The organism is Rhodopila sp., assembly GCF_965276935.1.
In the GTDB taxonomy this organism is placed as follows: Bacteria; Pseudomonadota; Alphaproteobacteria; order Acetobacterales; family Acetobacteraceae; genus Rhodopila.
The window spans coordinates 920,708-945,639 of sequence record NZ_CBDIBS010000002.1 but is presented as its reverse complement, the minus strand read 5'-3'; the positions used below and the strand labels follow the sequence as shown (position 1 = coordinate 945,639).

Here is a 24,932-nt window from a genome sequence, read left to right as displayed (position 1 = left end):
GAGGTTCTGCCACTGCTCGCCGGTTATGCGGTGTGGCGTCGTCATGCTTACTGCCAGTTCCGGCCGATCTCGTAACCGATGATCAAATCTAGCGACCCCGATAAGGCGGTGTGGCGGGCGTCGACCTCGGTTGGGATGCGAACGTGGCGCGTCGCCCAGAAAAACCATAGCACTAGCACAACGATCAACAGCGGCGGCCAAATCAGCAGCAGGACGATGGCGGTGGCGGCGCTGCCAATCGTCCAGGTGGTGATTCTGATCACCCGGGCCATGGCGCGGATAATCGGGCGGAGGACGCTGGCAACCGTCTGGCCTTTGTGGTCCTCGGCAAAGATGCGGACGCGGTCGACGATCACCGCGAAGACGCCGGCAAATATCGCCAGCAGAAAGAGCGCGTTCCCCATCTGGCTGAGCGGGCCGATGGCGGGCGGGGCCTGGCTGGCCTGCGCCTGGGTCGGAACGGTCGCCATGCCGAGAACGATGACGGTGGCGACGGCAGGTGTTATAAAATATGAGGTCATCCGTGGTGTGTCCTTCACCCTGGGTAGTCAGAGGCGGCGGCCCGCTGTTGTCGGGCATCGATGCCGTCTCGCTTGCATAGCCGGTTTGTTCCGTTTCCTCAATGGTAAAGACTCGCAAGACGACACAAAGTCGTTATCATACTACGCTGCAACCAGCATTGGCGTTGTCACTTGACGGCCGGAGGTTGCGATAGACGGATTATGGTAACCACACCTATATTAGCCGGATCACCGCGCGCGCGACCGGGGCGTCGGCCATGCGGAAGGTGCCGGCTTCCGAGCCGCCCTGCAGCATGGCCTTGACCCCCGGCGCGCCGTCGTAGCCACCCTTGAGGTCCCGGGTCAGCCCGCGCGCGACCGCGTAACGCTGGAGCGCCGCCGGTTCGGCGTCAGCGGCGGGGCGGAAGATCCGAGGATGCCTGGGCCTGATTCTCCGCCGCCTCCTTGAGGTGCTTCTTGCCCTGGCGCATCCAGTCCAGGTCCGCGTGCTCCATCCCGACCTTGAGCAGCGCCTGGCCGAAAGCCTGTTGCATGGCCGGATGCATTTGCCGCTTGTTGTCCTGCGTCTTTTCCATAGCGTTCCGAAACCTCTTGAAGAACTTGCAGAGCGTTCAGATTACCATGGAATAGATTCGATGAATTCACATTTTGCTGAGCCTCCTCGGCGTAAGCCTCCAGCAGCTGCGTCATCTTGACCTGCGACATCCGGCCGGTGAGCTGCTCGCCGTAAGCCGCCCGCAGTATCTTCTCGGCTTCCGGCGAGAGGCGCGAAAACGCATCCCGCTGCGCCACCGCGTCGGCCAGCGCAATGCCGCGCGCGCGCCTGCGCGACAACCTCGGCCGCCTGCACCAGGTGCGGCGCCAGATCGACCGCCGGATCAACCACGCCGGCGTCGATGCCGGCGCGCAGCCGCGCCATCGGCCCGGCAGCGTCGGCCATGGCACCGGCAAGCACCCGCGCTGTCGGATCGGAGGTCTCGGTGAGCGCCGTGGTCAGCCCGCGACTGCCATAGGTCGCTGCACCAGCGCCGCCTCTAACTGCCGATTACGCCCGTCCGTAAGTATCCTCCAGACGCACGATATCGTCCTCTCCCAGATACGCGCCGGACTGCACCTCGATCAAATTCAGCGGGATGCGTCCGGGATTTTCCAGCCGGTGTACGCAGCCGAGCGGCAGGTAGATGCTTTCGTTCTCCCGCACGATCAGCACGTCCTGGTCGCGGGTTACCCGTGCCGTACCGTTCACCACCACCCAATGTTCGGCGCGATGAAAATGACTCTGCAGCGACAACTGCCGCCCAGGCGTGACGACGATGCGCTTGACCTGGAAGCGGTCGCCCTGGATCAGGCTTTCGTAGTAGCCCCAGGGCCGGTAGCTGCGGTTATGCGCCACCGCTTCCGACCGGCCGGCCGCCTTCAGCCGCTCGACGATCTTCTTGACATCCTGCGCCTGGCCCCGGTGCATCGCCAGCACCGCGTCCTCGGTCACCACGACCACGGCGTCCTTCAGCCCGACCACCGCGGCCAGCATGCCGTCGCTGCGGACGTAGCAGTTCTCCGCGCCCTCCAGCACCACGTCGCCCAACGCGACATTGCCATCGGCGTCCTTGCGACCGAGTTCCCACAACGCGCTCCAGCTTCCGACGTCGGACCAGCCAAGGTCGGCGGGAATGACGGCTGCCCGGCTGGATTGCTCCGCCACCGCGTAATCGAGGCTGATCGACGGGCAGGCGGTGAACGCCGCGACACCCAGGCGGATGAAATCCAGGTCGCTGCTACGGTCCGCCACCGCCTGGCGCACCGCCGGCAGCACATCAGGCGCATGCGTCTCCAGTTCCTCGAGCAACGTACCTACGGTGAAGACGAACATCCCGGAGTTCCACAGATGCCGGCCGTCGGCGACGAACCTCGCCGCGGTCTTCGCATCCGGCTTTTCCCGAAACCGGGCGACAGCGTGGACGCCCGCGGCGTCGCGCAGCGGGTCGCCGATCTCAATGTAGCCGTAGCCGGTTTCGGGTGCGTTAGGCTTCATGCCGAAGGTCACGACATGGCCGGCGCGGGCGGCGGTGGCGGCGGCCTGAAGGGCGACCTGCAACGCCGGAAGGTCGGCGATCGACGCGTCGGCCGGCATCATCCACAACACCGCATCCGGCTCGGTTTCCGCCACCAGCACGGCGGCGGCGGCGATGGCGGGAGCACTGTTGCGGCCCACCGGTTCCAGCAGGATGCGCGCGTCATGGATGCCGGCGGCGCGAAGCTGCTCCGCGATCAGGAACCGATGCTCGTGATTGCACACCACCACCGGCGGCGCGAAACCCGGCCCGCCGGCCCGCAGCGCGGTTTCCTGCATCAGCGTCCGCTCGGATAGCAGCGGCCAGAGCTGCTTTGGAAAACTCTCCCGCGACACCGGCCACAGCCGTGTGCCGGAGCCGCCAGACAGGATAACGGGGACAATACGTTGCTCGGTCATGACCTGCATCCAGTTTGGTGGTCTTTCTTGCCCATCCGGCTTATCTCTGCCAAGCTGAAACATTATCGAGGCAAGCAAAGGATGCGCAGAAGATGCAGGTCGAGATCGAATACTGCGGGATGTGAGGTTATGAACCGCGTGCCCGTGCGGCACGGGACCTGATCCTGAAAGCCAACCCGTCGGCTACGGTCAGCCTGCGCAAGAGCGGCGGCGGGGTTTTCGAGATCACCGTGGACGGCCGGCTTGCCTGGTCAAAGAAGGCAACCGGACGTTTTCCAGAGGAGCGGGATGTGGCGGGCTGCATCGCCAGCAGCCCATAATCCCGAGGTTCCCGGATCACTGGCGCACTGCCTGTCGCGTGACGACGGTTGAATGCCTTAATATTATGACACCTCGGAATTGCCGGATGCGCGGGCATCTGGCATATGCCGGGTCAGCGCGGCGTATCGGCGGGCGGGGCGGTGTGGACCCGACTGAACGAACGACCAGGAGGGGACAACCGGAATGAACATTGCCCAGATTCTGATCATTCTCTGCGGCCTGGCCGCGCTGGTCTATGGCGTGATTACCACCCGGCAGGTGCTTGCCGCGGATGCCGGGACATCCCGCATGCAGGAGATTTCCGCCGCCGTGCAGGAGGGCGCGCGCGCCTACCTGAACCGGCAGTACGCCACGATCGGCATGGTCGGCGTGGTCATCATGATCATCCTGGGGTTGATCCTGGGCATTCACACCGCGATCGGCTTCTTCATCGGCGCCGTGCTGTCCGCCGCCACCGGCTATGTCGGCATGAACGTCTCGGTACGGGCTAACGTGCGCACGGCGCAAGCCTCCCGTCGCGGCCTCGCCGCCGGGCTTGATGTCGCCTTCAAGTCCGGCGCCATCACCGGAATGCTGGTGGTCGGCCTCGGACTGCTGGGTGTCGCCGGCTATTACTTCTACCTGCGCGGGAGCATGGTGCCCGGCGCCGATATCCGTCCGGTGCTGGAGGCGATGGTTGCCCTCGGCTTTGGCGGATCGCTGATCTCCATCTTCGCCCGCCTGGGCGGCGGCATCTTCACCAAGGGCGCCGACGTCGGCGCCGATCTGGTCGGCAAGGTCGAGGCCGGCATCCCAGAGGACGACCCCCGCAATCCCGCCGTCATCGCCGACAACGTGGGCGACAACGTCGGCGACTGCGCCGGCATGGCCGCCGACCTGTTCGAGACCTATGCCGTGACCATCGTCGCCACCATGCTGCTGGCGGCCATCCTGTTCGACGGCGCCGTTCGCGACGCCCTGCTGATGTTGCCATTGGGCATCTGCGCCATCTGCATCCTCACCTCCATCGCCGGCACCTACTTCGTCAAGCTTGGCGCCGACAACGGGATCATGAAGGCGCTCTATCGAGGCCTGGCGGTCACCGGCGGATTGTCCGTGGTCGGGATCGCCATCGTCATCCTGGTCACCGTCGGACTGACCAGCCCGCTGGTGTTGACAGCCGGCGGATCAGTGAACGGGTTCGATCTGTTTATCTGCGCCCTCGCCGGGCTCGGCGTTACCGGACTGATCGTGGTGATCACGGAGTACTACACCGCCACCGAGTACCGGCCGGTAAAGTCGATTGCGCAAAGCTCCACCACCGGCCATGGCACCAACGTGATCCAGGGGTTGGCGGTTTCGATGGAGGCAACCGCGCTGCCGGTGATCGTCATCTGCGTTGGCATCATCATCACCTACATGGTGGCAGGCCTGTTCGGCATCGCCGTGGCGGCGACCACGATGCTGTCGCTGGCCGGGATGATCGTGGCGCTCGATGCCTATGGCCCAGTTACCGACAACGCCGGCGGGATCGCCGAGATGGCCGATCTGCCGGCCGAGGTTCGCGTCACCACCGATGCCCTGGACGCCGTCGGCAACACCACCAAGGCGGTGACCAAGGGCTATGCGATCGGCTCCGCCGGCCTGGCGTCGCTGGTGCTGTTCGCCGCCTATACCCAGGACCTGGCGCATTATTTCCCGACCTTGCATGTCGATTTCGCGCTGCAGAACCCGTACGTGGTGGTCGGCCTGTTCATCGGCGGCCTGCTGCCATACCTGTTCGGCGCCATGGGCATGACCGCGGTGGGACGCGCCGCGGGGGCCGTGGTGGTAGAGGTCCGCCGGCAGTTCCGTGACATTCCGGGGATCATGGAAGGCACCGGCAAGCCGGAATATGGCCGAGCGGTGGACCTGCTGACCAAGGCGGCGATCCGCGAGATGATCCTGCCCTCGCTGCTGCCGGTGGGCGCGCCAATCGTGCTGTGGATCGTCATCGCCATCATCGCCGGCAGGGCGGCGGCATTCGCCTCGCTGGGGGCGATGCTGCTGGGGACCATCGTGACCGGGCTGTTCGTGGCGATCTCGATGACCTCGGGTGGCGGCGCGTGGGACAACGCGAAGAAGTACATCGAGGAAGGCAACCACGGCGGCAAGGGTTCCGACGCGCACAAGGCGGCGGTGACCGGGGATACGGTCGGCGATCCCTACAAGGACACCGCCGGGCCAGCGGTAAACCCGATGATCAAGATCACCAACATCGTGGCTTTGCTGATGCTGGCAATCCTGGCGGGGTGGTTGAGGTAGGCGTGCTCCGGTTTCAGTCGCGCTTGAACCGGATTCGTCAATTAGCCGGCTGAGTGCGTTGGGGTGCCTAGTAACGGTCACAATGCCTGACAGCTCGTCAGGTGGGGTTGGTGGCGACCGGCCGCGCAGGAACCAAACCACGAAACGCCGGGGCTCGGGCGGCAGGGAGTATGAGCCGGGTCGTCATCGACCTGTGCCCGGCCAGCGGCTTCAGCGACAGCAGCGCTTCTTTTGGCACACTGTAAGCAACACCGCTTTCAGAAAAGCGCCTGTAACGGTTGAATCGGCTGATAGCATATGATATCAAGTGCTATCAACGAATCTGAAAGAACTCGTGATGTCGGCCATTACCATTCGCAACCTGCCCGGGACGGTTCATGACTCGCTGCGTCGAATTGCCACCGAGCGCCATGTATCGGTCGAAGCGCTAGCCCGCGATGCACTGAGCGATCTGGTTCGGCAGGCCTGCCCAGTTGGCATCGATTTCGCCAAACTTGCCCGCGACCGTGCATCCCTCGGCCTTGTCGAGGATGGGCCGGATTGGACCTCGACCCTGGACGATCCGGCGCTGAGCCGCCGCGTCCTGGGATTGGGTGATACCTGAGCCTGCTGCTCGACACCCATTACGTGTTCGCCATCGCCGGCAGCCCCGGCCGGCTTTCTGGTGTTGAGCTGAATTTCCTGGCGTCCTACCCGGGACGGTTTGTTGTCAGCGCTGTCTCGATCTGGGAGATGCGGTTGAAATGGGACGCGCTGCACGCCTCAGGTCATCGCAAGGGACCACTCGATCCGGCGCAGGCGCTGCAGGTTCTTGCTGGCCAAAGCATTGACTTCCTCGCGCTGAGCCCGGCGCATGCGGCGACCCCTCTGGCCGAACCGGTGCCGCACCGGGATCCGTTCGATGAAATGTTGCTGATCCAGGCCCAGGTCGAGAAGCTGAAGCTGCTTACGCGGGACCGAAACCTCATGTGCCACCCGTTGGCAATGCACCTTTGAAATTCGCGGGTTCTCGCTCGAGACAGGCATTGGCTGTCCGCGCACACGCCATCGCCGCATCGAGGGTTCGGCGCAAAGCCTGCGCTGCGGGCCGGACTCTTGCGGAAAGCGGCAAACCAGCCGACGCTGCCTTCCATGCAGGGAGGGCACCATGGAATTTGGCATGTTCCACGAGTTTCAGCGCCGGCCGGACCAGAGCGAGGCTGAAGCCTTCCGTGAGTCATTCGAACAGGTGGACGCGGCCGAGGCAGCCGGCCTGGATGTCATGTGGCTGGCGGAGCTGCACAATTCTCCCGAACGCTCCGTGCTTGCCGCGCCGCTGAGCATCGCCAGCGCGATCGCCACGCGCACCCGGCGCATGAAGATCGGCATCGCCGTGCAGGTGCTGCCGCTGTGCCACCCGATCCGCATTGCCGAGGAAGCCACCACGGTCGATCATATCAGCCACGGTCGGCTGATCTTCGGCGTCGGCCGCAGCGGTTTCCCGCGCACCTACCAGGCCTATGGCGTCTCCTACGCGGAAAGCCGGGAGCGCTTTGCCGAGGTGCTGGAAATCCTCAAGCGCGCCTGGACCGAGGAAACCTTCTCGTTTCATGGCCGGTTCTACCATTTCGACGACATCTGCCTGGTGCCGAAACCATATCAGGCGCCGTATCCGGAATTGCGCATCGCGGTGAACAGCCCGGACACGTTCCAGCAGGCCGGCGAGCAGGGATTGCCGATCTTTGTTGCCACCCGTCTCGGCAACCTGGATGAACTGGTCCCCAACCTTCGCGTCTACCGCGAAGCCTGGGCGGCCGCCGGCCACCCCGGAAACGGCAAGGTTTACCTGCGCGTTCCGCTTTATATTGCCGCCACGGAAGCGCAGGCGCGGGACGAACCGCGGGAGAGCGTAATGTTCTTCTACCGCTACCTGGGCCAGCGGATCGAGGCGTCCGCCACGCAGGAAGGTGCCCGCTCGCTGGAGATGCGGGCCGAACGCGGCCAGCGCCTGATGACGATCGACTACGACGAGGCACTGCGCAGCAAGATCGTCGTCGGCACGCCGGCGATGGTGGTGGACCGCCTGAGCGCGTTGAAGGAGACGCTGGGCCTGTCGGGCATCCTGGCCGAGATGAATTGCGGCATGCGCATTCCGCATGATCGCGTGGTCAATTCATTGCGACTAATGTGTTCGGAGGTCATGCCATATTTTCGCGACTAACCGCCCTTGGTCTGGACGCGGGCGGCTAAAGCATTGATTTGTCGCAGACTGGGCCGTATGGTTACCGTAGAGCCGTCGGTTTGGTCCGTGCTCTCGGCCGTGGCGCCTGAACGATCCCGTTGATGTCAGTTTGATTCCGCTGCGTCGTCGTTATGATCCCGTTTCAGGATCGTCTGATGCCGACGCACTCCAAGGAGCCCGCCCTCGATGCTGTCATCGCCCGCCCGGGCAGAGCGGATGATCCGTCCGCCCCGCCACTGGAAAACCGCATCGGCCGAGGCTGTCGCGGCGCAAATTCCGCGCGGCGCCACAATCGCCGTGGGCTGGTTGGGCGATGTCCTTGGCAACGCGCTTGAAGCCGCTTTCCTGGCGCAGGGGGCACCGCGTGACCTGACGATCGTCTATGCCACCACACACGGCGACGGCCGCACCCATGGCTTGAACCACCTTGCTCATGTCGGAATGGTTCGCCGGGTGATCGGCGGCCAATGGCATCCCGTTCCAGGGCTGCAGGCGCTGGCGCGGACGGAGCGGATCGAAGCCTACAGCCTGCCGGCCGGGTTCATTCGGCACCTATTCCGCGACATCGCGGCCGGGTTGCCTGGACATCTCAGCCGCGGCGGACTTGGCACCTTTGCTGACCCGCGTCAGGGCGGCGGTCGCCTCAACCAGGCCACGCGTGAAGAACTCGTGCACGTGGTGCGCGCGGCCGGGCAGGATGCCCTGCTGATGCATAGCTTTCCGATCGATGTGGCGCTGATCTCCGTCGCCTTCATGGAAGGGTCGGCGGCGATTGCCATGACACGCGACGCAATGACCATCGCCCGTGCCGTCCAGGCAAGCGGCGGCCTGGTTATCGCGCAGATGGACCGGGTGGGCACGATGGAGAAGCTGCCGCCTGGCCAGGTTGTGGTGCCAGACACGCTGGTCGATGTCCTGGTGGCAGCCGACCCGCGGGAGCGGACGGAGACGACGTTTTCCTCGCCGCTGGCGATGCCCAAGGGTCAGCGCCGGCTAACGCACTGAACCAGACCAACAGGCTGCCCCAATAGGTTGGCCGGGACCCACTGGCCAATCATTTTTGCGCTTTGTATCAAATGCCTTGATTAGGCCATTCGGCTGGGCTAAAACGATTTTGCAACAAAACTGCGCGGTCGTCGCGCGGTGTCATCTCAGCCAGCGACCATCAAGATCCAACCTTATGAACCAGGTTCAAACATCGCGGCCGGTCATCCCGGCCGCGCGGCCGCTGTTGTCCGCCATCAGCCTGCTGCTGCTGCTTGCCGTCCTGGCGGTGGTGCTGTTCATCACGCTGCGTGCCCCGCTCAAGGATGATATCGCGTGGCTCTTGTATGTCGCACGCCGCTGGATGGCCGGACGTGAACTCTACATCGATGTGATCGAGGTCAATCCTCCGCTGATCATCTGGATCTCCGCCGTCCCGATCAGCCTGGCACAATGGCTCGACGTCGATATCCAGTGCGTCGCCATGCCGGTGTTCATCGCGATGGTGCTCGCCTGTGTCTGGTGGAGCGCCAGCCTGCTGCGTGCCAACGGCGGCCTGCTTGCGCATCGGGTGCCAGTGTTCGCCGTGATCGGCTCGATCTTCCTGATCGTTCCCGGCGCGGACCTCGGCCAGCGGGAGCATCTGCTGGTTGCGGCATTCCTGCCCTACCTGGTGCTGTTCGCCCAGCGTCTGGACAGGCGGCACGCTTCAATCGCGGTGCTGGTCGCGGCCGGCGTGCTGGCGGGGCTGGGATGTGCATTGAAGCCGTGCTACGCCCTGGTTTTTGTCGCGCTCGAATGCCTCGCCCTGACCCGCGGGCTGCGTCCGTGGCGCGTGATGCCCGTCGCGGCGGCCGTGACCTTGCTCGGATATGCTGGACTGGTTGCCATCGTGTGTCCGGCTTATTTCGGCAAAGCCGTTCCGCTTGCGCTGGCACTATATGGCGCGACAGATGTGCCGTTCCTCATGCTGCTGGGCGACAGCGCCCTGCTGATCGGCGGCCAGCTCGTGGCGATCGCCCTGCTGTGGCTGCGCCGGCGCAGCCTGGCCGATTTCAGCCTGCTGCTCACGCTGGTGATCTTCGCGGCGACCAGCACGGTCATCTGCTTTGTCGACGGCAAGGGCTGGTATTACCACCGGCTCCCGGCCACGATCATCACCATGCTGGCCTTGCTGCTCTGGAGCATTTCCGAACTGGTGCATCGCCGCCGGCCGGTGCGCCTGCCGTTCATGGTCGCGGCGTTGGCCATCGGCGTTTTTTGTATTACCTCGGTGCAGCGGATAATGCCGGCGGTCGAGCAGGCGGTTGATCCAAAGACCAACACGGTCGCGCATCTGGAGCGGATCATTCGCGCGCAGCACGCGCGGACCTACCTGGCTTTTTCGGAATGGCTGGCTGTTGGATTTCCGGTCGTCAACAGTACCGGCGTCGGCTGGGCCTCCCGCTTCGATTCGATGTGGGCGCTCAAGGGTGAGGTATGGCGGGCTCGCTTCGACCCGGCCGCGACGAAGCAATGGCCGGTGGCGCGATGGGTTTCACATGACTTCATCGCCGGATGTCCCGACATCGCGGTGGTCGATACGCGGCAAACCACGAACTACATCAGCGTGCTCAGCGCCGCGGACTCGGCATTCGTCCGCGCCTGGTCACGCTACCGCAGGATCGCGGCTTTCGATGGACTTGTCGTCTACCGCCGCGGCAAGGGTGGCTGTCGGGATGTTTGGGTCGCGGCGGAATCCGGATCGGACGTCAAGGTGCGATAGCACCTGCGGCTGGTCGGTGACACGGCCCATTGCTCCGGGATGTTCTGGGGAAGGCCGGCGCCTTGTCGGTTGGCACGATCTTGTGCTCGATTGGCTGTTCGCTCAGGATCCACACCCTTGGGACATGGCTTGACGCTGGATCCTGCGCTCGATGCAGCATCGCGAACAGGCGGATTTCGAGAGTTTCACGTGTGGACGTCAAGCGGCGGGACGCAATGAAAGGTCAGGCAACCTGATGGCCGAGTACCAGCAAGGCGGCATGTACGACCAGGGCAGGATGTACCACGAACTCGGCCGCAAATATGAGCATGGTGATGGTGTTGCCCAATCCGACTCCGAGGCCGCGCATTGGTATGAACAGGCCGCCCAACATGGCAGCACACACGCCCAGCATAGCCTTGGGATCTTCTATGAGGCGGGCCGCGGTGTGAAGCAGTCGGATAGCCAGGCGGCGCATTGGTATCGCCTGGCAGCCGACCAGGGTGACGCACGATCCCAGCTCCGTCTTGCTCGCCTTTACAAGCAGGGCGGCGGCGTGCCGCGGGATCACGCACAGGCCGCGCGGCTGTTTCGATTGGCGGCGGACCAGGGGATTGCCGACGCACAGGTCGAGCTTGGCGCGCTGCATGATCAAGGCCTTGGTGTGCCCAAGGACATGGCGCGGGCTGTCGCCTTGTTTCGCCAGGCCGCGGAACAGCGGCACGCGCAGGCCGAATACTACCTTGGCCTGTGCCATGCGCGTGGGATTGGAGCCGTGAAGTCCACTGTGACCGCGGCATACTGGTTCAGATTGGCGGCCACGCAGGGTCATGCCGGTGCCCAGGTCGAACTCGGCTCAATCTTGTTGCAGAGCCATGGAGTCGCACGCTCCGACGAGGCAGCGGCACGTTGGTTCAGGCTGGCGGCCGAACAAGGTCTCGCCAGCGGACAATTCAACATCGGCTTTCTCCATGCGATCGGCCGCGGTGTTCCGCGATCGGATGCCGAGGCGTTGCGCTGGTATCGCCTGTCGGCCGCGCAAGGCTTCAACGCGGCGCGCAACAATCTCGCTCAGTTTTTTGAGGATGGCCGTGCCGTGGAGCAATCCGATGTCGACGCGGTCAAGCTGTACCGGCTTGCCGCCAACGGCGGCCTGCACAACGCACAGTGCAACCTCGGCCGGATGTATGAACTGGGACGTGGCGTTCCGATGTCATCCGCCGATGCCGTCGCGTGGTATCAACGAGCGGCAGCCAATGGCAACCAGCTTGCACATGAGGCGCTGCGCCGCTTGCTTGAATCGGACCGCAAGACGGCTAGCTAGAGCATGATCGCGCTGAGCGGACCGTTCAGAGCGCGTGAATCATGCGATCAAACAAACGGCATGATCGCGCTGAGCGGACCGTTCAAAGCGCGTGAATCATGCGATCAAACAAACGGCATGATCGCGCTGAGCGGACCGTTCAAAGCGCGTGAATCATGCGATCAAACAAACGGCATGATCGCGCTGAGCGGACCGTTCAAAGCGCGTGAATCATGCGATCAAACAAGGGGCTAGACCATTTTCTGGCTGTGCGGTCAGCCTGAAAATGGTCTAGCAGCGCCGGCTTGCGTCCTATCGCCTTGGCTTGAATCGATATCATACAGGCGCGTCTCGCCAAAGCCGAGCGTGGTGAAGGTGTCGGGCGACAGGCTGGCGGCGCGCCGGGCCTCGGCCAGCGCTTCCAGTGGGGCGTCGATCGCCTCGTCGGTCAACTGGAAGGTGCCAAAATGCATGCCGATCGAGTGGCGCGCGGCGAGCGCCAGATGCGCCTGCACGGCTTCGGCGGGATCCATGTGCACGGCGGCCATGAACCAGCGCGGCTCATAGGCGCCGATCGGCAGCAAGGCTACGTCTGGCGGCCCCAGTCGGGACCGGATGTCCTGCCAGTGCAAGCCCGCACCGGAATCACCAGCGAACAGGATCTGGCCGCCCGTGGTCTTGATCATGAAGCCGCCCCACAGTGTGCGGTTACGGTCGAATGGGGTGCGCGCGGCGAAGTGCCGGGCCGGCGTGACGGTAATGCGCAGCGTATCCAGCCGCACGTCCTGCCACCAGTCCAGCTCTGTCGCATCGATCCCCAATCGAGCCAGCGGACGGGCATTGCCGAGTGTCGTTACAAAGCACGGCGCGAAACGTTGCTGTATTGCCCGCAGGCTCGGCAGATCCATGTGGTCGTAGTGGTTGTGCGACAGCAGGACCACGTCGGGACGCGGCAGATCCGCCAGCGTGATGCCGGGTGGCCGCGCGCGCAGTGGTCCAGCCCAGCCGACCGGCGAGCAGCGTGGGCTGAACATCGGGTCGGTCAGCACCACCATGCCGGCCACGCGGATCAGGAACGTGGCGTGGTTGACGAAACTGATCGCGGCCTGGCCAGGCGCCACGCTGGCGGGTGGCGGGGCAAAGACCGGATCGGTCACGTGCCTTGGCCATGCGGCGCGCTTGTTGCTAAAGCGCCAGCGGAGCACCTGCAACAGTCCGCGTGCTGGTCGGTTCGGTCCAGGATTGAAGAAATGCTGTCCATCGCAATGGTCGGAAAGCGGCAAGCCTTGGTTCATTGACGTCAACCCTGAGATGCGGTTCGTGAGCGGGAAGGCAACGCGGCCGAGGTCGTGACAGGTCTGGTCGCCGGATCGTGCGGCGGCTCACGCAGGCGGGATTTGCATTGACCAATCCTGTTGGTATCACTCTGCCGACGCATCGAAAGGTTAAACCGCATGACGCGTCACCGGATCATCCTTTATGCGGCGCTCGCGCTGCTGGCGGGCGCCCCGGCCTTCGCACAAACGGCACGGTACGGCCAGGGCCAGCCGTACCAGACGCCGCTCTACAGGCCGCCGACGTGGGAGCCGCTCAATAAGAACTTCGGGCTGCCGACGTTTGGCATGCCCGGCACGGAAGTGCCCAAGCAACGGGCAATGGCGCCAAAGCCGAGGACGGCGGGCGGCGGGACCGCGAATGACCGGCCGACGGATGGCCCGGGGTTGGATAACCGGACGTCGGATAGCCAGACGTCGGATGGCCAGACGGGCGGCGTGCCGGATTTTTTCAAACCTTCATCCGACTTCGCTTTGCCCAACACTTCGGCGACGGCCGGCGGTACGGCTTCGGCCGCGACTGAAACGCCGCTGTACACGACCAGCCAGGGCACGACGACTGGTTCTGCCAGTTCATCCCCATTTGCTGCTTCCAGGCCGTCGCAACCGGCTGGCAACGCGTCATCGTCTGCCTCCAATGATGACACGCCGCTGTTCACGACATCCGAGGGCACGTCGACCGACACTGTTGATTCACAGTTCATAACAAAATAGCCGGCTTGAGGGATACGGCGAACCGCCATCGGCCGCTGCCGACGGCGGCGCACGCCTGACCGGACGGAGAATGCCGCGCCCCACGCCGCCCGCGAGGCGCGCGGTTTGGCGGGAAGACCCTGGCCGGTCGCCGCCGTCTGTGGCAGCTTTGCCCTGACCAAGCAAGCACAACGGCGTCCCGTCCAGCAGGCGCCCGAAGGAGGCAAGATGTCCAGCCCAGTCGCCGAAGTGAACTTCCTGTCCGGCGTGAAGATCGTCGATCTGACGCAGTTCGAGGCCGGACCATCCTGCACCGAGGCGCTCGCCTGGCTTGGCGCCGACGTGGTCAAGATCGAGAACCCGAAGATGGGCGACCCCGGCCGCCGTCTGCGGCCGGGCCAACCTGACAACGACCCGTATTACTTTCACGTCTTCAATGCCAACAAGCGGTCGATGACGGTCAACCTGAAGTCACCGGCCGGGCTGGCGGTGGTGAAGGACCTGCTGCGCCAGGCCGACGTCTGCATCGAGAACTTCGCGCCTGGCGCGATCGAGCGGCTGGGGCTTGGCTACGACGTCGTCAGGCCGCTCAATCCCGGCATCATCTACGCCCAGGTAAAGGGCTTCGGTGAGGGCAGCCCGTATGAGAAGAACCTGGCGTTCGACATGATCGCGCAAGCTTGCGGCGGCACCTTCAGCGTGACCGGCGACCCGGACGGGCCGCCGACGCGTCCTGGCATTTCCCTCGGCGATACCGGCACCGGCATGCTGATGGCGATCACCATCCTGGGCGCGCTGTACAAGCGGCGGGAGACCGGGCAAGGCCACCGTCTGCAAGTGGCGATGCAGGATGCGGTCATGCACTACATGCGGATCAATTTCGCGACGCAGGGCCGCACCGGCCGGCCCGTGAAACGCGGCGGCAGCAAGGTGCCCGGCGTCAGCAACGCGCCGATGGGCCTGTATCCCTGCGCACCCGGTGGCCCGAACGACTACGTCTACATCATGACAAGTCGCGCGAATCCGGACCACTGGGACCGGCTGTTGAAACTCATCGGACGGGAGGATCTGATCGGCGACGCCCGTTACACCACACCGCAGGACCGCGTGAGCCGGGAGCCGGAGGTGGACGCGATCATCGCCGCCTGGACCCGGGGGCACACCAAGCACGATGCGATGCGCGCAGTGGGCGATGCGGGGATCCCGGCCGGCGCGGTGCTCGACACCATGGAACTGCACGAGGACCCGAGCTTCGAGGCCCGCGGCATCATGCAGGTGATGCGCCACCCAATGCATCGCGACTTCAAGATGCCGGGCTGGCCGGTGCGGATCGACGGCAGGCCGCCGGCGCTGACGTCGTCTCCGGTGCTGGGGGAGCACACGGACGATGTGCTGGGCGAATGGCTGGGGTTGAACGCGCAGGCCGTGGCGGCGCTGCGGGCCGAGGGAGCGGTGTAGGTCCGTCGCTGCCCTTTGCCTTCGCGGCATGATACAGTCGCTCGGCAGGAGGTTGATATGCCGCTTCGCCTGACGCGCCAGGAGTACCATAAGTGGACCGAGGGTCAGACCCAACGGTTCGAGCGGGTTGCGGGTGAGCCGGTCGCCATGTCGCCCGAGCGCATCCAGCATGTGCGGATCAAGAACCGCATATGGGCCGCATTAGATGGTGCCATACGAGACGCTGACCTGGACTGTGAAGCGCTCGGCGACGGTGTAACGATAGAGGTGGATGAAGACACCGACTATGAACCAGACGCCGTGGTAAATTGCGGCCCCAGGCTGTCCCCGGATGCGACGGCGGCCACCAATCCGGTGGTTGTGGTTGAGGTAATGTCGCCGTCGACTCAGTCGCTTGATAGCGGTGAAAAGCTGGCCGATTATTTTCGTGTTCCGTCGATCCAGCATTACCTGATCGTCCGCGTACGCCGGCGGGAAATCATCCATCATGCGCGGGCGGGCGACGAAATCGTTTCTCGCACGGTGAACGTCGGCATGATCCGGCTGGACCCGCCGGGGATCGTGCTTGATGTGGCCGAGGCTTACGGCGACGACATTAGGTAAGAATATTCGACGGCTGGAGAGGAATGTCTCAGCACGGCTTCATCAATGTTCGGGCGGGATTCAAGCACCTCATGCGGGAGGCAGAGGTGTATTCAAAAGGCCCTCCAGCACGGCCCGAGGCTTTGTCAAAAGGTCGTCCAGCGCAAATGGGCACTCGATAGGCCATGGACGCGGAGCCAGGCTATCGCAGTACACACCGTCGAGCTGTTCCAGTGCATCGCGGTAAAGCTTGGTCAGGTCGATCCTCTGCCGCATTGACGGCGTGAAGCGGCGAGCCGCGTTCTTTTGAAAGGATCCAAGCTCCATTCGCCAATGTTGCACCGACTGGCTGTTGGGCCAGCCATGAAGCTTCAACAGATGCACCAGCATCAAGTCAAAATAGCTTTCGACGGAATGCAGCTCGGACAGGCCGACGTCCTCGATCTCCTCGACAACGTGCTCCCAATCCACGTCATTCACCCGCTCCCCCCGCGCGAGGCGGCGTAGCAGGTCGGCCTGGTGCTGGGACCAGGACAGGACGTCTCGTTCATAAATTCCGTCTGGCATGACTTCGTATTATCCTGTTCAGCCAAAAAAGGCCATCAAGTCTCACCGCTGCGCTTGCCGCCATGCGTGGATGATGCTTGCCTTCCCAACACCACAAGCCTCGAGGAACGCGTCCATGCCCACCCTGACCGCCTTCCGCGCCGAAACCCGCGCCTGGTTGGAAGAAAACTGTCCGCCCGCTATGCGCACCTGGATGCCGGAGGACGAGCAGGTCGCCGGCGGCAAGCAAGCCGTCTACAAGCGCCCTGAACAGAAACTCTGGCTCGACCGCATGGCCGCCCAGGGCTGGACCGCGCCGACATGGCCGAAACAATACTGCGGCGGCGGCCTGTCCGGCGATGCAGCCCTGGTGCTGGAGGAGGAGATGCAGGACCTCGGCTGCCGCGCGCCGCTTCGCGGCATGGGCCTGTCGATGCTGGGTCCTGTCCTGCTAGAATACGGCACCGAGGCGCAGCGCCAGGCCCATATTCCGCCGATCGTCCGCGGCGAGATCCGCTGGTGCCAGGGTTATAGCGAACCGGAAGCCGGCTCGGACCTTGCCAGCCTGCGCACCCGTGCGGTGCTTCAGGGCGACCACTTCCTGGTCAACGGGCACAAGATCTGGACCTCCAACGCGCACCTGTCGGACTGGATCTTCTGTCTGGTGCGCACCGACCCCACGGTGAAGAAACACGACGGCATCAGTTTTCTGCTCATTGACATGGCTGATCCTGGGGTTCGCCCGCGACCGATCCGGCTGATCAGCGGCGCCTCCGTCTTCTGCGAGACGTTCCTAGAAAACGTCCAGGTGCCGGCCGGCAACCTGGTCGGCCAACTGAACAAGGGCTGGACCATCGCCAAGCGGCTGCTGGAGCACGAACGCAAGGGCATCGGCGGCATCGGCGCCCGTCAGGCGGCAAAATTCGAAACGCCGGTCGAGACCATTGCCAAACATCTTGTCGGCGAAACCGACGGCCGCATCGCCGACCCTACCTTACGCGAACACATCACCGCTTTCGCCATGGACTCGCACGCTTTCCAGTTGACCCGCCGCCGCGCCGCGGAAGAAGCCGAGGCCGGCACGCCGCCCGGCCCGCTGTCGGCGATGTTCAAGTATCAGGCCACCGAGCTGAACAAGCGCCGCTACGAGACGATCCTGGAGGCCGAGGGCTTCCAGGGTCTCGGCTGGGAAGGCGACGGCTTCACCCCGGACCAGCTTCGCCTGACCCGCGAATGGCTCCGCTCCAAGGCCAACACGATCGAGGGGGGAACCTCCGAGGTCCAGTTGAACATCATCGCCAAGCGCGTGCTTGGCCTGCCGGATTAGCGCGTGATCGCCTGAGGCTGATCAGTCAGAAGGCGTGAATCACGCGATCAAACAAAGAGGTAGACCATGATCGGACACGCACGATGATACAACCTCAGACGATCATGGCCTGACGCCATGCCGATGATCCTGACCGAAGAAGCCCGCATGGTGCGCGACACCGCGCTGGACTTCTTCAAGCAACGCAGCCCGATCACCGCGCTGCGCAAGCTGCGCGACGACAAGGACCCGTCTGGCTTCTCCCGTTCGCTGTGGCGGGAAATGGCGGAGCTCGGCTGGACCGGGTTTCTGGTCCCCGAGGATTATGGCGGATCGGCGTTCGGCATCACTGGTCTGGCCCAGGTGATGGAAGCCGCCGGCCGCACCTTGGTCGCGTCCCCGCTGCTGTCCACAGCCGTTCTCGGCGCCTCCCTGCTGTCCATGGCCGGATCGGAAGATCAGAAGGCCGAGTATCTTCCGGCCCTGGTTGCCGGTGAGCACCTGTTCGCCCTGGCGCTGGAGGAAGGTAGCCGCCACGCGCCCACCCGCATCGATCTGAAAGCCGAGCGGGACGGCGCGGGCTACCGGCTGACCGGCCAGAAAACCTTTGTGCTGGACGGGCATGTTGCCGACACACTGATTGCTGCGGCGCGCACGGGTAGTGGGATCACGCTGTTCCTGGTTCCGGCCGACGCGCCCGGCCTGGTTCGCACGCGCCTGACGATGGTCGATAGCCGCAACGCCGCCAACCTCGGCTTTGATGGCGTCTCCGGCGTGGTGCTCGGCCGGCTCAACGGTGGTGCCGACATTCTGGAACCCGTGCTGGACTACGCTCGCGCCGGGCTGGCGGCGGAAATGCTGGGCAGCGCCAGCGAGGCGTTCGAGCGGACTGTTCAGTACCTCAAGGACCGCAAGCAGTTCGGTGTGGCCATCGGCTCCTTCCAGGCGTTGAAGCACCGGGCGGCGCAGATGTTCTGTGAGGTGGAGATGACCCGCTCCGCCATACTGGCAGCGGTCTCGGCCCTGGATCAAGGCGGTAATGATGCCGCCGCGTTGGTCAGCCTGGCGAAAGGCAAGGCCAACGATACGCTGTTTCTTTGCGGTAATGAGGGTGTGCAGATGCATGGTGGCATCGGCATGACCGACGAACACGAAATTGGCTTCTTCCTGAAGCGCGCCCGTGTCGCACAAGCGAGCTTTGGAGACACCGCGTTCTGCCGCGACCGCTATGCTCGTCTGATGGGTTACTGATCAACCCCGTTTGCGGCGGTGTACAGCGCTTTCAACGGCATTGCTGCCGCAGGGCCGGCCCATCCAGGCCGTGCGGCACTGGCTTGGAGAGAGGCTGAATGACTGGCTTGCTCCCGCTACTACGAGATCAGACGACCCGCTGCCTGATTTGTCGCAGTTTTTGCCTGGTTGCCAGCCTTCCCGCGCAACGGTCATTCCTTCAGCGAACAATGTCCGATCAGCATACCGACCGGGACCGAGGTCAGCGTCCACACCACCAGAAAATTCACTGCTTCCGTCGGCAGGAGATGTAACAGGAGAGCTGTCAGCCCGACGAGCAAGGGCGGACCCGCGATCGCTGAAACCTTGTCGTTCGTTGTCATATGCAATCTCCCGACTGGAGCCACATGTTTCCCCAGACCAGCGCCGATCGACTGGCATGCATAAATCGTGCTAGCGTCCGATTGCATTTGGATTCAAAGCGTTAACAGAGCCAAGAGAGCGCGTTAGGTGCAGTTGTAAATTATCGTGACACTTGAGGCATGATCGCCTGAGGCTGACCCAGTCAGAAGGCGTGAATCACGCGATCAGACAACGAGTTAAAGCGCGATTCGTGGGTCAGCCTAAACCAATCGCGCTGTAAATCGCAGCTTATCTCTTCGGCGTGCTGCGTCGCCAAGTTGCTGAACCGGCGCGTCGTCGCCTACGGACGCGATGGCGAATGAAGCGTCACTCGATCCCGGTCGCGATGTCGTGGAACAGCCTGGCGGGCAGGTTGCCGCCCTGAACGTTCCGCATCGGCTCGTTGTCATCGTTGCCGAGCCATGTGCCGATCAGGACGCCGTTCACGCAACCAATGAACCAGGCATCCCGGAAATCCTGTGTCGTGCCGGTCTTGCCCGCCACCACCCGGCCAGGGACCGAGGCGGGCCGACCGGTGCCGTGCGCCACCACCGCAGTCAGCATACGCGCCATCATCGCCGCTTTCTCCGGCTCGATCACCAGCCGCGGTTGATGCGGCGTCTTCTCAAGCGCATGCGCCACCACGCGGAACCCGCCGTTGAAGAAGGCGGCGTAGGCGGTGGTCAGTTCCAGCAACCCAACCTCCCCGGTGCCGAGCGCCAGCGAGTCATCCATGGGCAGCCGGTCGGCGATGCCTAGGCGAGCCGCGGTGCCGGCGACGGTTCGGGGGCCGCCGGCACGGAGCAGAAGGCGGACGGCGGCGGTATTAATTGATTGCGCCAGCGCGTCCGTCAGCGTGATCTCGCCCAGGTAGCGGCGCTCGAAGTTGACGGGACTCCAGGACCCGATGCGCAGCGGGGCGTCCAGCACGGTGTCGTCCGGCGCCATGCCCTTCTCCAGCGCCGAGAGCCACACGAACGGCTTGAAGGCGGAGCCGGGCTGCCGGCGCGCGAGGACGGCACGATCGTAAGGACTTTCGCGGTAGTCGCGGCCGCCGACCAGCGCCCGTACGGCTCCCGTGGCGGCGTCGACGATGACCACCGCGCCTTGGCTGACGTTGGCCGCCGCGCCGGCACCGTCCAGCAGGGCGTCCAGCCGCTTTTCAGCCACGGCCTGGAAGCGGCTGTCCAGCGTAGTGCGCAGCACGGCGTCGGCATCCGGCGCCAGCAGCGCCTGCGACTGCGCCGCCACCCAGTCGGCGAACCATCCGGCCGCCACCGGGCTGGACGAAAATGCGATCTGACCGGCGGCGGTTCGCGCCTGTTCGGCGGTGATCACACCCGTCTCGACCATCGCGGCCAGAACCTCCCTGGCACGGGCGCGTGCGGCATCAGGATTGATCCTGGGATTGAAGCGCGACGGCGCTCGCGGCAATCCGGCGAGCACCGCGGCCTGCGCCAGGCTTATTCGGCGGGCGGAGACGCCGAAATATTGTTTCGCCGCGGCGTCCATGCCCCAGGCGCCGGAGCCGAGGTAGACGCGGTTCAGGTAGATCTCGAGGATCTCCCGCTTGGTGAAATGATGCTCCAGCCACAGGGTCAGCAACAGTTCCTGGATCTTGCGGCGGACGGTGCGGGCATTGGTCAGGAACAGCGTCTTGGCGACCTGCTGCGTCAGGCTCGATCCGCCCTGCACCACGCGTCCGGCCCTGATGTTCACCCAGGCGGCGCGCAGCAGCCCGATCGGGTCGATGGCACCATGATGCCAGAAGCGCCGGTCCTCCACCGCGACGACAGCGGCGGGCAGCGCCGGCGGAAAATCCTTCAGGTGCAGCGGCTGGCCGACCAGGTCGCCGAAGGTCGCGACGATGTGGCCGGATCGGTCCTCCAACGTCAGGCTGGGGCGGCGGGTCGCGTCCAGCGCGTCCTGCGGCCTTGGCAGGTCGCGGGCGAACCACAGCACGGCGACGGCACCGACCAGGATCGCCCAGACCGTGACGATGAAGCCCCAGCGCAGCAGCCACAGCATCGCGCGGCGCTTGCGTGATTGTGGCGGAGGCGCGGGTTTATTCGGCGTCTGCCGCACGGGCTTGGCCGGCGGGACGGATACGCGGGGCAGGGCGGTGGCGGGTGCGGCCATTCTCATCTCGTGGGTCGAAAGGGCCGTCTAGCAGATTTTGCCCGCCGGTGATGCGACGGCTTGTCGCCAGCCGCAACGTTGCGCAAACTTGTGGCCGTTGTGCGTCAGGAGGACCCGATGAAAGGCCTGTTCATGGATGCGGTTGACGACTTGGCCGCGGTCTTCCACCGCGTCGTTCGGCCGACCGATCCGCCGGTGGTGGTCGAGGAGCGCGGCGCCATCACGCCGGACGAACTGCCGGAACTGTGTGCCGGCTACGACTTCATCCTCGACGACCACACCCAGTTGCCGACCGAGTCGATGAAACGATGCGTTGGATTGAAGCATGTGATTTTCCTCGGCACCGGCGCGCGCAGCTACATGCATCCGGAGCAGCTGGCCGACATCGGCATCACCGTGCACACCATCAAGGGCTACGGCGATACCGCAGTGGCCGAGCATGCCATCGCCCTGATGTGGGCCGCGGCGCGCGGGCTGGCAAGGATGGACGGCGGCATGCGCGCCGGCAACTGGATCCGCACGGAAGGCATGGAACTGACCGGCAAGACGATCGGCCTGGTCGGCTTTGGCGGCATCGCGGCGGAGGTGGCGCGGATTGCCGCCGGATCGGGCATGCGGGTGCTGGCATGGAACCGCTCGCCCAAATCGGCGCCGGGGGTGACGTTCGTCGACCTGGATACGCTGCTGGCGGAGAGCCAGGTGCTGTCGCTGCATCTGCTGCTGAATGACGAGACGCGCGGGTTCCTGACCGCTGACCGGCTGGCGAAGCTGCGGCCGGGGGCGATCCTGGTGAACACGGCGCGGGCGGCGGTGGTGGATCAGGCGGCAATGATAGCGGCGCTGCGGTCCGGGCACCTGCGGCACGCCGCGCTGGATGTGTTCGACGTGGAGCCGCTGCCGGCCGGGCATGTCCTGACCACGCTGCCGAACGTGACGCTATCGGCGCACAGCGCGTTCCGCACGCCGGAGGCGAGCGACAAGCTGATCCGGATGGCGCTGGATATCGCGTGCGGGTTGTAGGGATCGGGTGGGCGACGGTAAAAGGGGTCTATGCCCGCCTGGCGGAATGGTAGACGCAGCGGACTTAAAATCCGCAGTTGGAAACGACGTGCCGGTTCGAGTCCGGCGGTGGGCATACCTATAATACGTCGGGATTTTTTGTAGATTGAATGGTCTCGTCAGGATGGAAAGACGATTTCACATCAATTCACAAAACCGACGGCGATTGGGCGGTGGTCGTTTAGGATTTTCCCCTCGGCCATTCGGATCATATGAGGTTCGTCCGATGCGACAATCTAATAATATCTTGATTTGAAATCATCTTAACCGACAAACTATGAGGCATGACAGACGTGATAACGCTGAGCGACGCGCGAGCCGAGCAGCCGAAGAAGCGCGGTAGCCGCAGCATGATGCGGTTGCTCAAAACCGTTGTCGCCGTCGCCATCGTCAACTTTATCGCGTTTGTCATCATAGCAATTCTCATCGGCGGTGACGCTTGGAATGGGAAGATGGAAAACGGCCGCTACTTTGTCGCCAACCATGGGCGGCTTACCGAAGTCAGCGCGAGTGTATTCACTTACAGTCTGTGGCATGTCCGGTGCTTGTTCGTGACCCACCTCTTTGGGATGGTGGCCGGTGGGTGGATTGCTTTTCGCCGGAAACGCCGCCTACCAATTACAAATTAAGACATTACGGACAATTCCGTTCGGATTGATAAGATGATCCTTGCCTGATACATCTTTTTATACGTTGTTCGCGGAGAACGAGCGCACGACGATAATCCTCCGCACGAAGCAAGCTCTTGCCGCGCAACGTGCGCGCGGGCTGCCGCTCGGAAATCCCCGCAATCTTGCCAACCGCGAAGTAGGGCAGGCCAACGGCGCAAATGCCAACCGCACCAACGCGCAGTCCCGCGCGTGCGACCTCCGCCACCGTAGCGGAAATTCGTGCGACTGGTGCGACAACATTGCAGGCGATTGCCGATGGCCCCAACGACCGCCACATCCCAACAGCACGCGACGGTTCGTGGTCGTCGACTCAAGTGCATCGACTTCTAAAAATGACATAGACCAACCTACGCCCCCCTGTATAGATGTGTATCGTAAAGTGATAACGTCTCTTTTATACAGTAAATGGCATTGCTTTTAGTATAGTCACCTTGACAAATATTTTGGAAAGAAGGCGATCAACACGAGACGCCCGCGCCGAGTTCGAACGCTGAGAGACTGCAAGCCGTTCTCCTGTTCATGCAGCTACGACTACACTCGGCAGGATCAGCGTCCCGGAACTAGCGCCCCAAAATTTCAGTGGCGCGGGCGCAGAACATCGATGCATACCTTCCAGCCGTCCCGCTAAGCGCTCACGGCGGCCTGTCCGCCAGTGACTGATGCAACAGCGCCTGCCGATGCGAATAAGCGAGATATGTTCGCGCCCCGCATGTCAAGGTCCAGGCGAAGCCGGTGGTAATCGCTAGAAAGATCGTTGATGGCCGCGCCATTTGCCCCGCCACTTCACATCACGGAGGCTTATTCCACCAGCGATCTGGTTGTATTGCAGAGCCTTGATGCTGCCAAAATTAGCCATTCACGGCGACGAGATCTAGATCGCGTGTGATCGTGTCAGATAGCCCGCCTCGCTCGGCATCAAGGCAGCGCTTGACCAGCAACGGCAGAACGGATGTCACCAGCAACCACACGATATTCCTTATCCGGCCTTGCCGCAGAATTAAACCGGAGACACCCCTAGTTTGTGTTCCACGGCAAATAAAACCTTCCGCGCCGACTTACCTTTAGAGACAAGCGGCAGATCAGCACCCTGGGTGCCGCGATCTTCTGACATGCCATACAACGAGGAAATCATGATCCCGAAAATCCTGGCCATAACCGGCCTCGCCGTTGCGTTCGCGCTGCCCGCGGCTGCGCAATCATCCACATCATCGACGACCACGACAAACACACCAGCCGAGACCGGCCAATCAAGTGGCATGAGCATCCGACAACATATCATGCAGGACCTGCAGAAGGCCGGCTACAAGAACATACAGCTCACGCCCGCCTCGTTCGTGGCGCATGCGACTGACTCGCATGGTCAGCCAGTACTTATAGCAATCAATCCCGATTCTGTAACGGTCATTTCGCCGGCGGCCGGTTCCGGCCAGTCTGAGCCTGGGAAGAGCGCGTCCGCCAACGCCGGTAACAGTCCAACCGCCGGCGGCACGAAAAACGGCAAATAGCCGGCAAGCGCACACCCGAACAGCACTGCCGCGGCTGTTCGGGTGCGCTGCCGCGACAGCTTTTGGCATCGCGCGACGAAAGCTGGCAGAAGCGGCCTGCCTTGTCGCGACCAGGCATATCATTGCTTCTGGAATTCTACTGCCGTTCGGCGGCGGCTCG

Annotated in this window: 23 protein-coding genes, 1 tRNA gene and 1 pseudogene; 17 read left to right on the top strand and 8 right to left on the bottom strand. The window is 63.8% G+C overall.

Features of this window, described 5'->3' with window-relative positions; genetic code table 11:
• Nucleotides 1-47: 47 nt before the first annotated feature.
• The 3 genes from ACQY4S_RS07380 to ACQY4S_RS07370 all read right to left on the bottom strand — a co-directional run bounded on the left by ACQY4S_RS07380 (nt 48) and on the right by ACQY4S_RS07370 (nt 2,991).
• On the bottom strand, nt 48-521 hold the full coding sequence (locus tag ACQY4S_RS07380; RefSeq protein ID WP_428484535.1) for a hypothetical protein: 474 nt from the start codon (nt 519-521) through the stop codon (nt 48-50).
• A gap of 389 nt (nt 522-910) precedes the next feature.
• Complete coding sequence (locus ACQY4S_RS07375; protein WP_428484534.1) at nt 911-1,054, bottom strand: hypothetical protein; 144 nt, start codon at nt 1,052-1,054, stop codon at nt 911-913.
• Nucleotides 1,055-1,566: 512 nt separating this feature from the next.
• On the bottom strand, nt 1,567-2,991 hold the full coding sequence (locus ACQY4S_RS07370; protein WP_428484533.1) for a mannose-1-phosphate guanylyltransferase/mannose-6-phosphate isomerase: 1,425 nt from the start codon (nt 2,989-2,991) through the stop codon (nt 1,567-1,569).
• Nucleotides 2,992-3,128: 137 nt separating this feature from the next.
• On the opposite strand from ACQY4S_RS07370, the pseudogene ACQY4S_RS07365 reads away from it, so the two are divergent.
• From ACQY4S_RS07365 to ACQY4S_RS07325, 9 genes and pseudogenes are all read left to right on the top strand, one after another.
• Nucleotides 3,129-3,311: pseudogene (locus ACQY4S_RS07365) on the top strand (SelT/SelW/SelH family protein); the annotation flags it as partial.
• Nucleotides 3,312-3,495: 184 nt separating this feature from the next.
• Entirely contained in the window at nt 3,496-5,595 is a 2,100-nt protein-coding gene (locus ACQY4S_RS07360; RefSeq protein ID WP_428484532.1) for a sodium-translocating pyrophosphatase, read from the top strand.
• Nucleotides 5,596-5,932: 337 nt separating this feature from the next.
• Nucleotides 5,933-6,199 carry a FitA-like ribbon-helix-helix domain-containing protein gene (locus ACQY4S_RS07355; RefSeq protein ID WP_428484531.1) on the top strand — a complete coding sequence of 89 codons (267 nt, stop codon included), beginning with the start codon at nt 5,933-5,935 and terminating at the stop codon, nt 6,197-6,199.
• Entirely contained in the window at nt 6,196-6,591 is a 396-nt protein-coding gene (locus ACQY4S_RS07350; protein ID WP_428484651.1) for a type II toxin-antitoxin system VapC family toxin, read from the top strand. The genes ACQY4S_RS07355 and ACQY4S_RS07350 overlap by 4 nt, the downstream gene beginning before the upstream one ends.
• 151 nt (nt 6,592-6,742) lie before the next feature.
• Complete coding sequence (locus tag ACQY4S_RS07345; RefSeq protein ID WP_428484530.1) at nt 6,743-7,795, top strand: LLM class flavin-dependent oxidoreductase; 1,053 nt, start codon at nt 6,743-6,745, stop codon at nt 7,793-7,795.
• 207 nt (nt 7,796-8,002) lie between these two features.
• Entirely contained in the window at nt 8,003-8,821 is an 819-nt protein-coding gene (locus ACQY4S_RS07340; protein ID WP_428484529.1) for a CoA-transferase, read from the top strand.
• Between the two features lie 175 nt (nt 8,822-8,996).
• Nucleotides 8,997-10,565 carry a hypothetical protein gene (locus tag ACQY4S_RS07335; protein ID WP_428484528.1) on the top strand — a complete coding sequence of 523 codons (1,569 nt, stop codon included), beginning with the start codon at nt 8,997-8,999 and terminating at the stop codon, nt 10,563-10,565.
• Between the two features lie 151 nt (nt 10,566-10,716).
• A complete protein-coding gene (locus ACQY4S_RS07330) occupies nt 10,717-11,868 on the top strand; it encodes an SEL1-like repeat protein (RefSeq protein ID WP_428484527.1) in 1,152 nt (383 codons plus the stop codon).
• A gap of 3 nt (nt 11,869-11,871) precedes the next feature.
• Nucleotides 11,872-12,102 (top strand): hypothetical protein, encoded by a 231-nt coding sequence (locus tag ACQY4S_RS07325; protein ID WP_428484526.1) that lies wholly within the window; start codon nt 11,872-11,874, stop codon nt 12,100-12,102.
• Between the two features lie 20 nt (nt 12,103-12,122).
• On the opposite strand, the gene ACQY4S_RS07320 is transcribed toward ACQY4S_RS07325, so the two are convergent.
• Entirely contained in the window at nt 12,123-13,004 is an 882-nt protein-coding gene (locus tag ACQY4S_RS07320) for an MBL fold metallo-hydrolase (RefSeq protein ID WP_428484525.1), read from the bottom strand.
• Between the two features lie 407 nt (nt 13,005-13,411).
• Nucleotides 13,412-13,924, bottom strand: a complete 513-nt coding sequence (locus ACQY4S_RS07315) for a hypothetical protein (protein ID WP_428484524.1) — start codon at nt 13,922-13,924, stop codon at nt 13,412-13,414.
• Nucleotides 13,925-14,102: 178 nt separating this feature from the next.
• Between ACQY4S_RS07315 and ACQY4S_RS07310 the strand changes: the two genes are divergently transcribed.
• Nucleotides 14,103-15,332, top strand: coding sequence for a CaiB/BaiF CoA transferase family protein (locus tag ACQY4S_RS07310; RefSeq protein WP_428484523.1), 1,230 nt, complete (start codon nt 14,103-14,105; stop codon nt 15,330-15,332).
• 57 nt (nt 15,333-15,389) lie between these two features.
• Nucleotides 15,390-15,935 (top strand): Uma2 family endonuclease, encoded by a 546-nt coding sequence (locus tag ACQY4S_RS07305; protein WP_428484522.1) that lies wholly within the window; start codon nt 15,390-15,392, stop codon nt 15,933-15,935.
• Between the two features lie 69 nt (nt 15,936-16,004).
• Here ACQY4S_RS07305 and ACQY4S_RS07300 read toward each other — a convergent pair whose 3' ends face one another.
• The gene (locus ACQY4S_RS07300; protein WP_428484521.1) at nt 16,005-16,481 is read right to left on the bottom strand and encodes a DUF29 domain-containing protein; all 477 of its coding nucleotides are present in this window, start codon (nt 16,479-16,481) and stop codon (nt 16,005-16,007) included.
• 115 nt (nt 16,482-16,596) lie between these two features.
• Between ACQY4S_RS07300 and ACQY4S_RS07295 the strand changes: the two genes are divergently transcribed.
• Together ACQY4S_RS07295 and ACQY4S_RS07290 are read left to right on the top strand one after the other, a co-directional pair.
• The gene (locus ACQY4S_RS07295) at nt 16,597-17,787 is read left to right on the top strand and encodes an acyl-CoA dehydrogenase family protein (protein ID WP_428484520.1); all 1,191 of its coding nucleotides are present in this window, start codon (nt 16,597-16,599) and stop codon (nt 17,785-17,787) included.
• A 123-nt stretch (nt 17,788-17,910) separates the two neighbouring features.
• Nucleotides 17,911-19,017, top strand: coding sequence for an acyl-CoA dehydrogenase family protein (locus ACQY4S_RS07290; protein ID WP_428484519.1), 1,107 nt, complete (start codon nt 17,911-17,913; stop codon nt 19,015-19,017).
• 191 nt (nt 19,018-19,208) lie between these two features.
• Here ACQY4S_RS07290 and ACQY4S_RS07285 read toward each other — a convergent pair whose 3' ends face one another.
• Both ACQY4S_RS07285 and ACQY4S_RS07280 read right to left on the bottom strand, forming a co-directional pair.
• Nucleotides 19,209-19,379, bottom strand: a complete 171-nt coding sequence (locus ACQY4S_RS07285) for a hypothetical protein (RefSeq protein WP_428484518.1) — start codon at nt 19,377-19,379, stop codon at nt 19,209-19,211.
• A gap of 346 nt (nt 19,380-19,725) precedes the next feature.
• Nucleotides 19,726-21,537, bottom strand: coding sequence for a transglycosylase domain-containing protein (locus ACQY4S_RS07280; protein ID WP_428484517.1), 1,812 nt, complete (start codon nt 21,535-21,537; stop codon nt 19,726-19,728).
• Between the two features lie 117 nt (nt 21,538-21,654).
• On the opposite strand from ACQY4S_RS07280, the gene ACQY4S_RS07275 reads away from it, so the two are divergent.
• From ACQY4S_RS07275 to ACQY4S_RS07260, 4 genes are all read left to right on the top strand, one after another.
• Nucleotides 21,655-22,557 carry an NAD(P)-dependent oxidoreductase gene (locus tag ACQY4S_RS07275; RefSeq protein ID WP_428484516.1) on the top strand — a complete coding sequence of 301 codons (903 nt, stop codon included), beginning with the start codon at nt 21,655-21,657 and terminating at the stop codon, nt 22,555-22,557.
• Between the two features lie 32 nt (nt 22,558-22,589).
• Nucleotides 22,590-22,672, top strand: a tRNA-Leu gene (locus ACQY4S_RS07270).
• A gap of 208 nt (nt 22,673-22,880) precedes the next feature.
• Nucleotides 22,881-23,225, top strand: coding sequence for a hypothetical protein (locus ACQY4S_RS07265; RefSeq protein ID WP_428484515.1), 345 nt, complete (start codon nt 22,881-22,883; stop codon nt 23,223-23,225).
• A gap of 1,172 nt (nt 23,226-24,397) precedes the next feature.
• Complete coding sequence (locus ACQY4S_RS07260; protein ID WP_428484514.1) at nt 24,398-24,772, top strand: hypothetical protein; 375 nt, start codon at nt 24,398-24,400, stop codon at nt 24,770-24,772.
• Nucleotides 24,773-24,932: the final 160 nt, after the last annotated feature.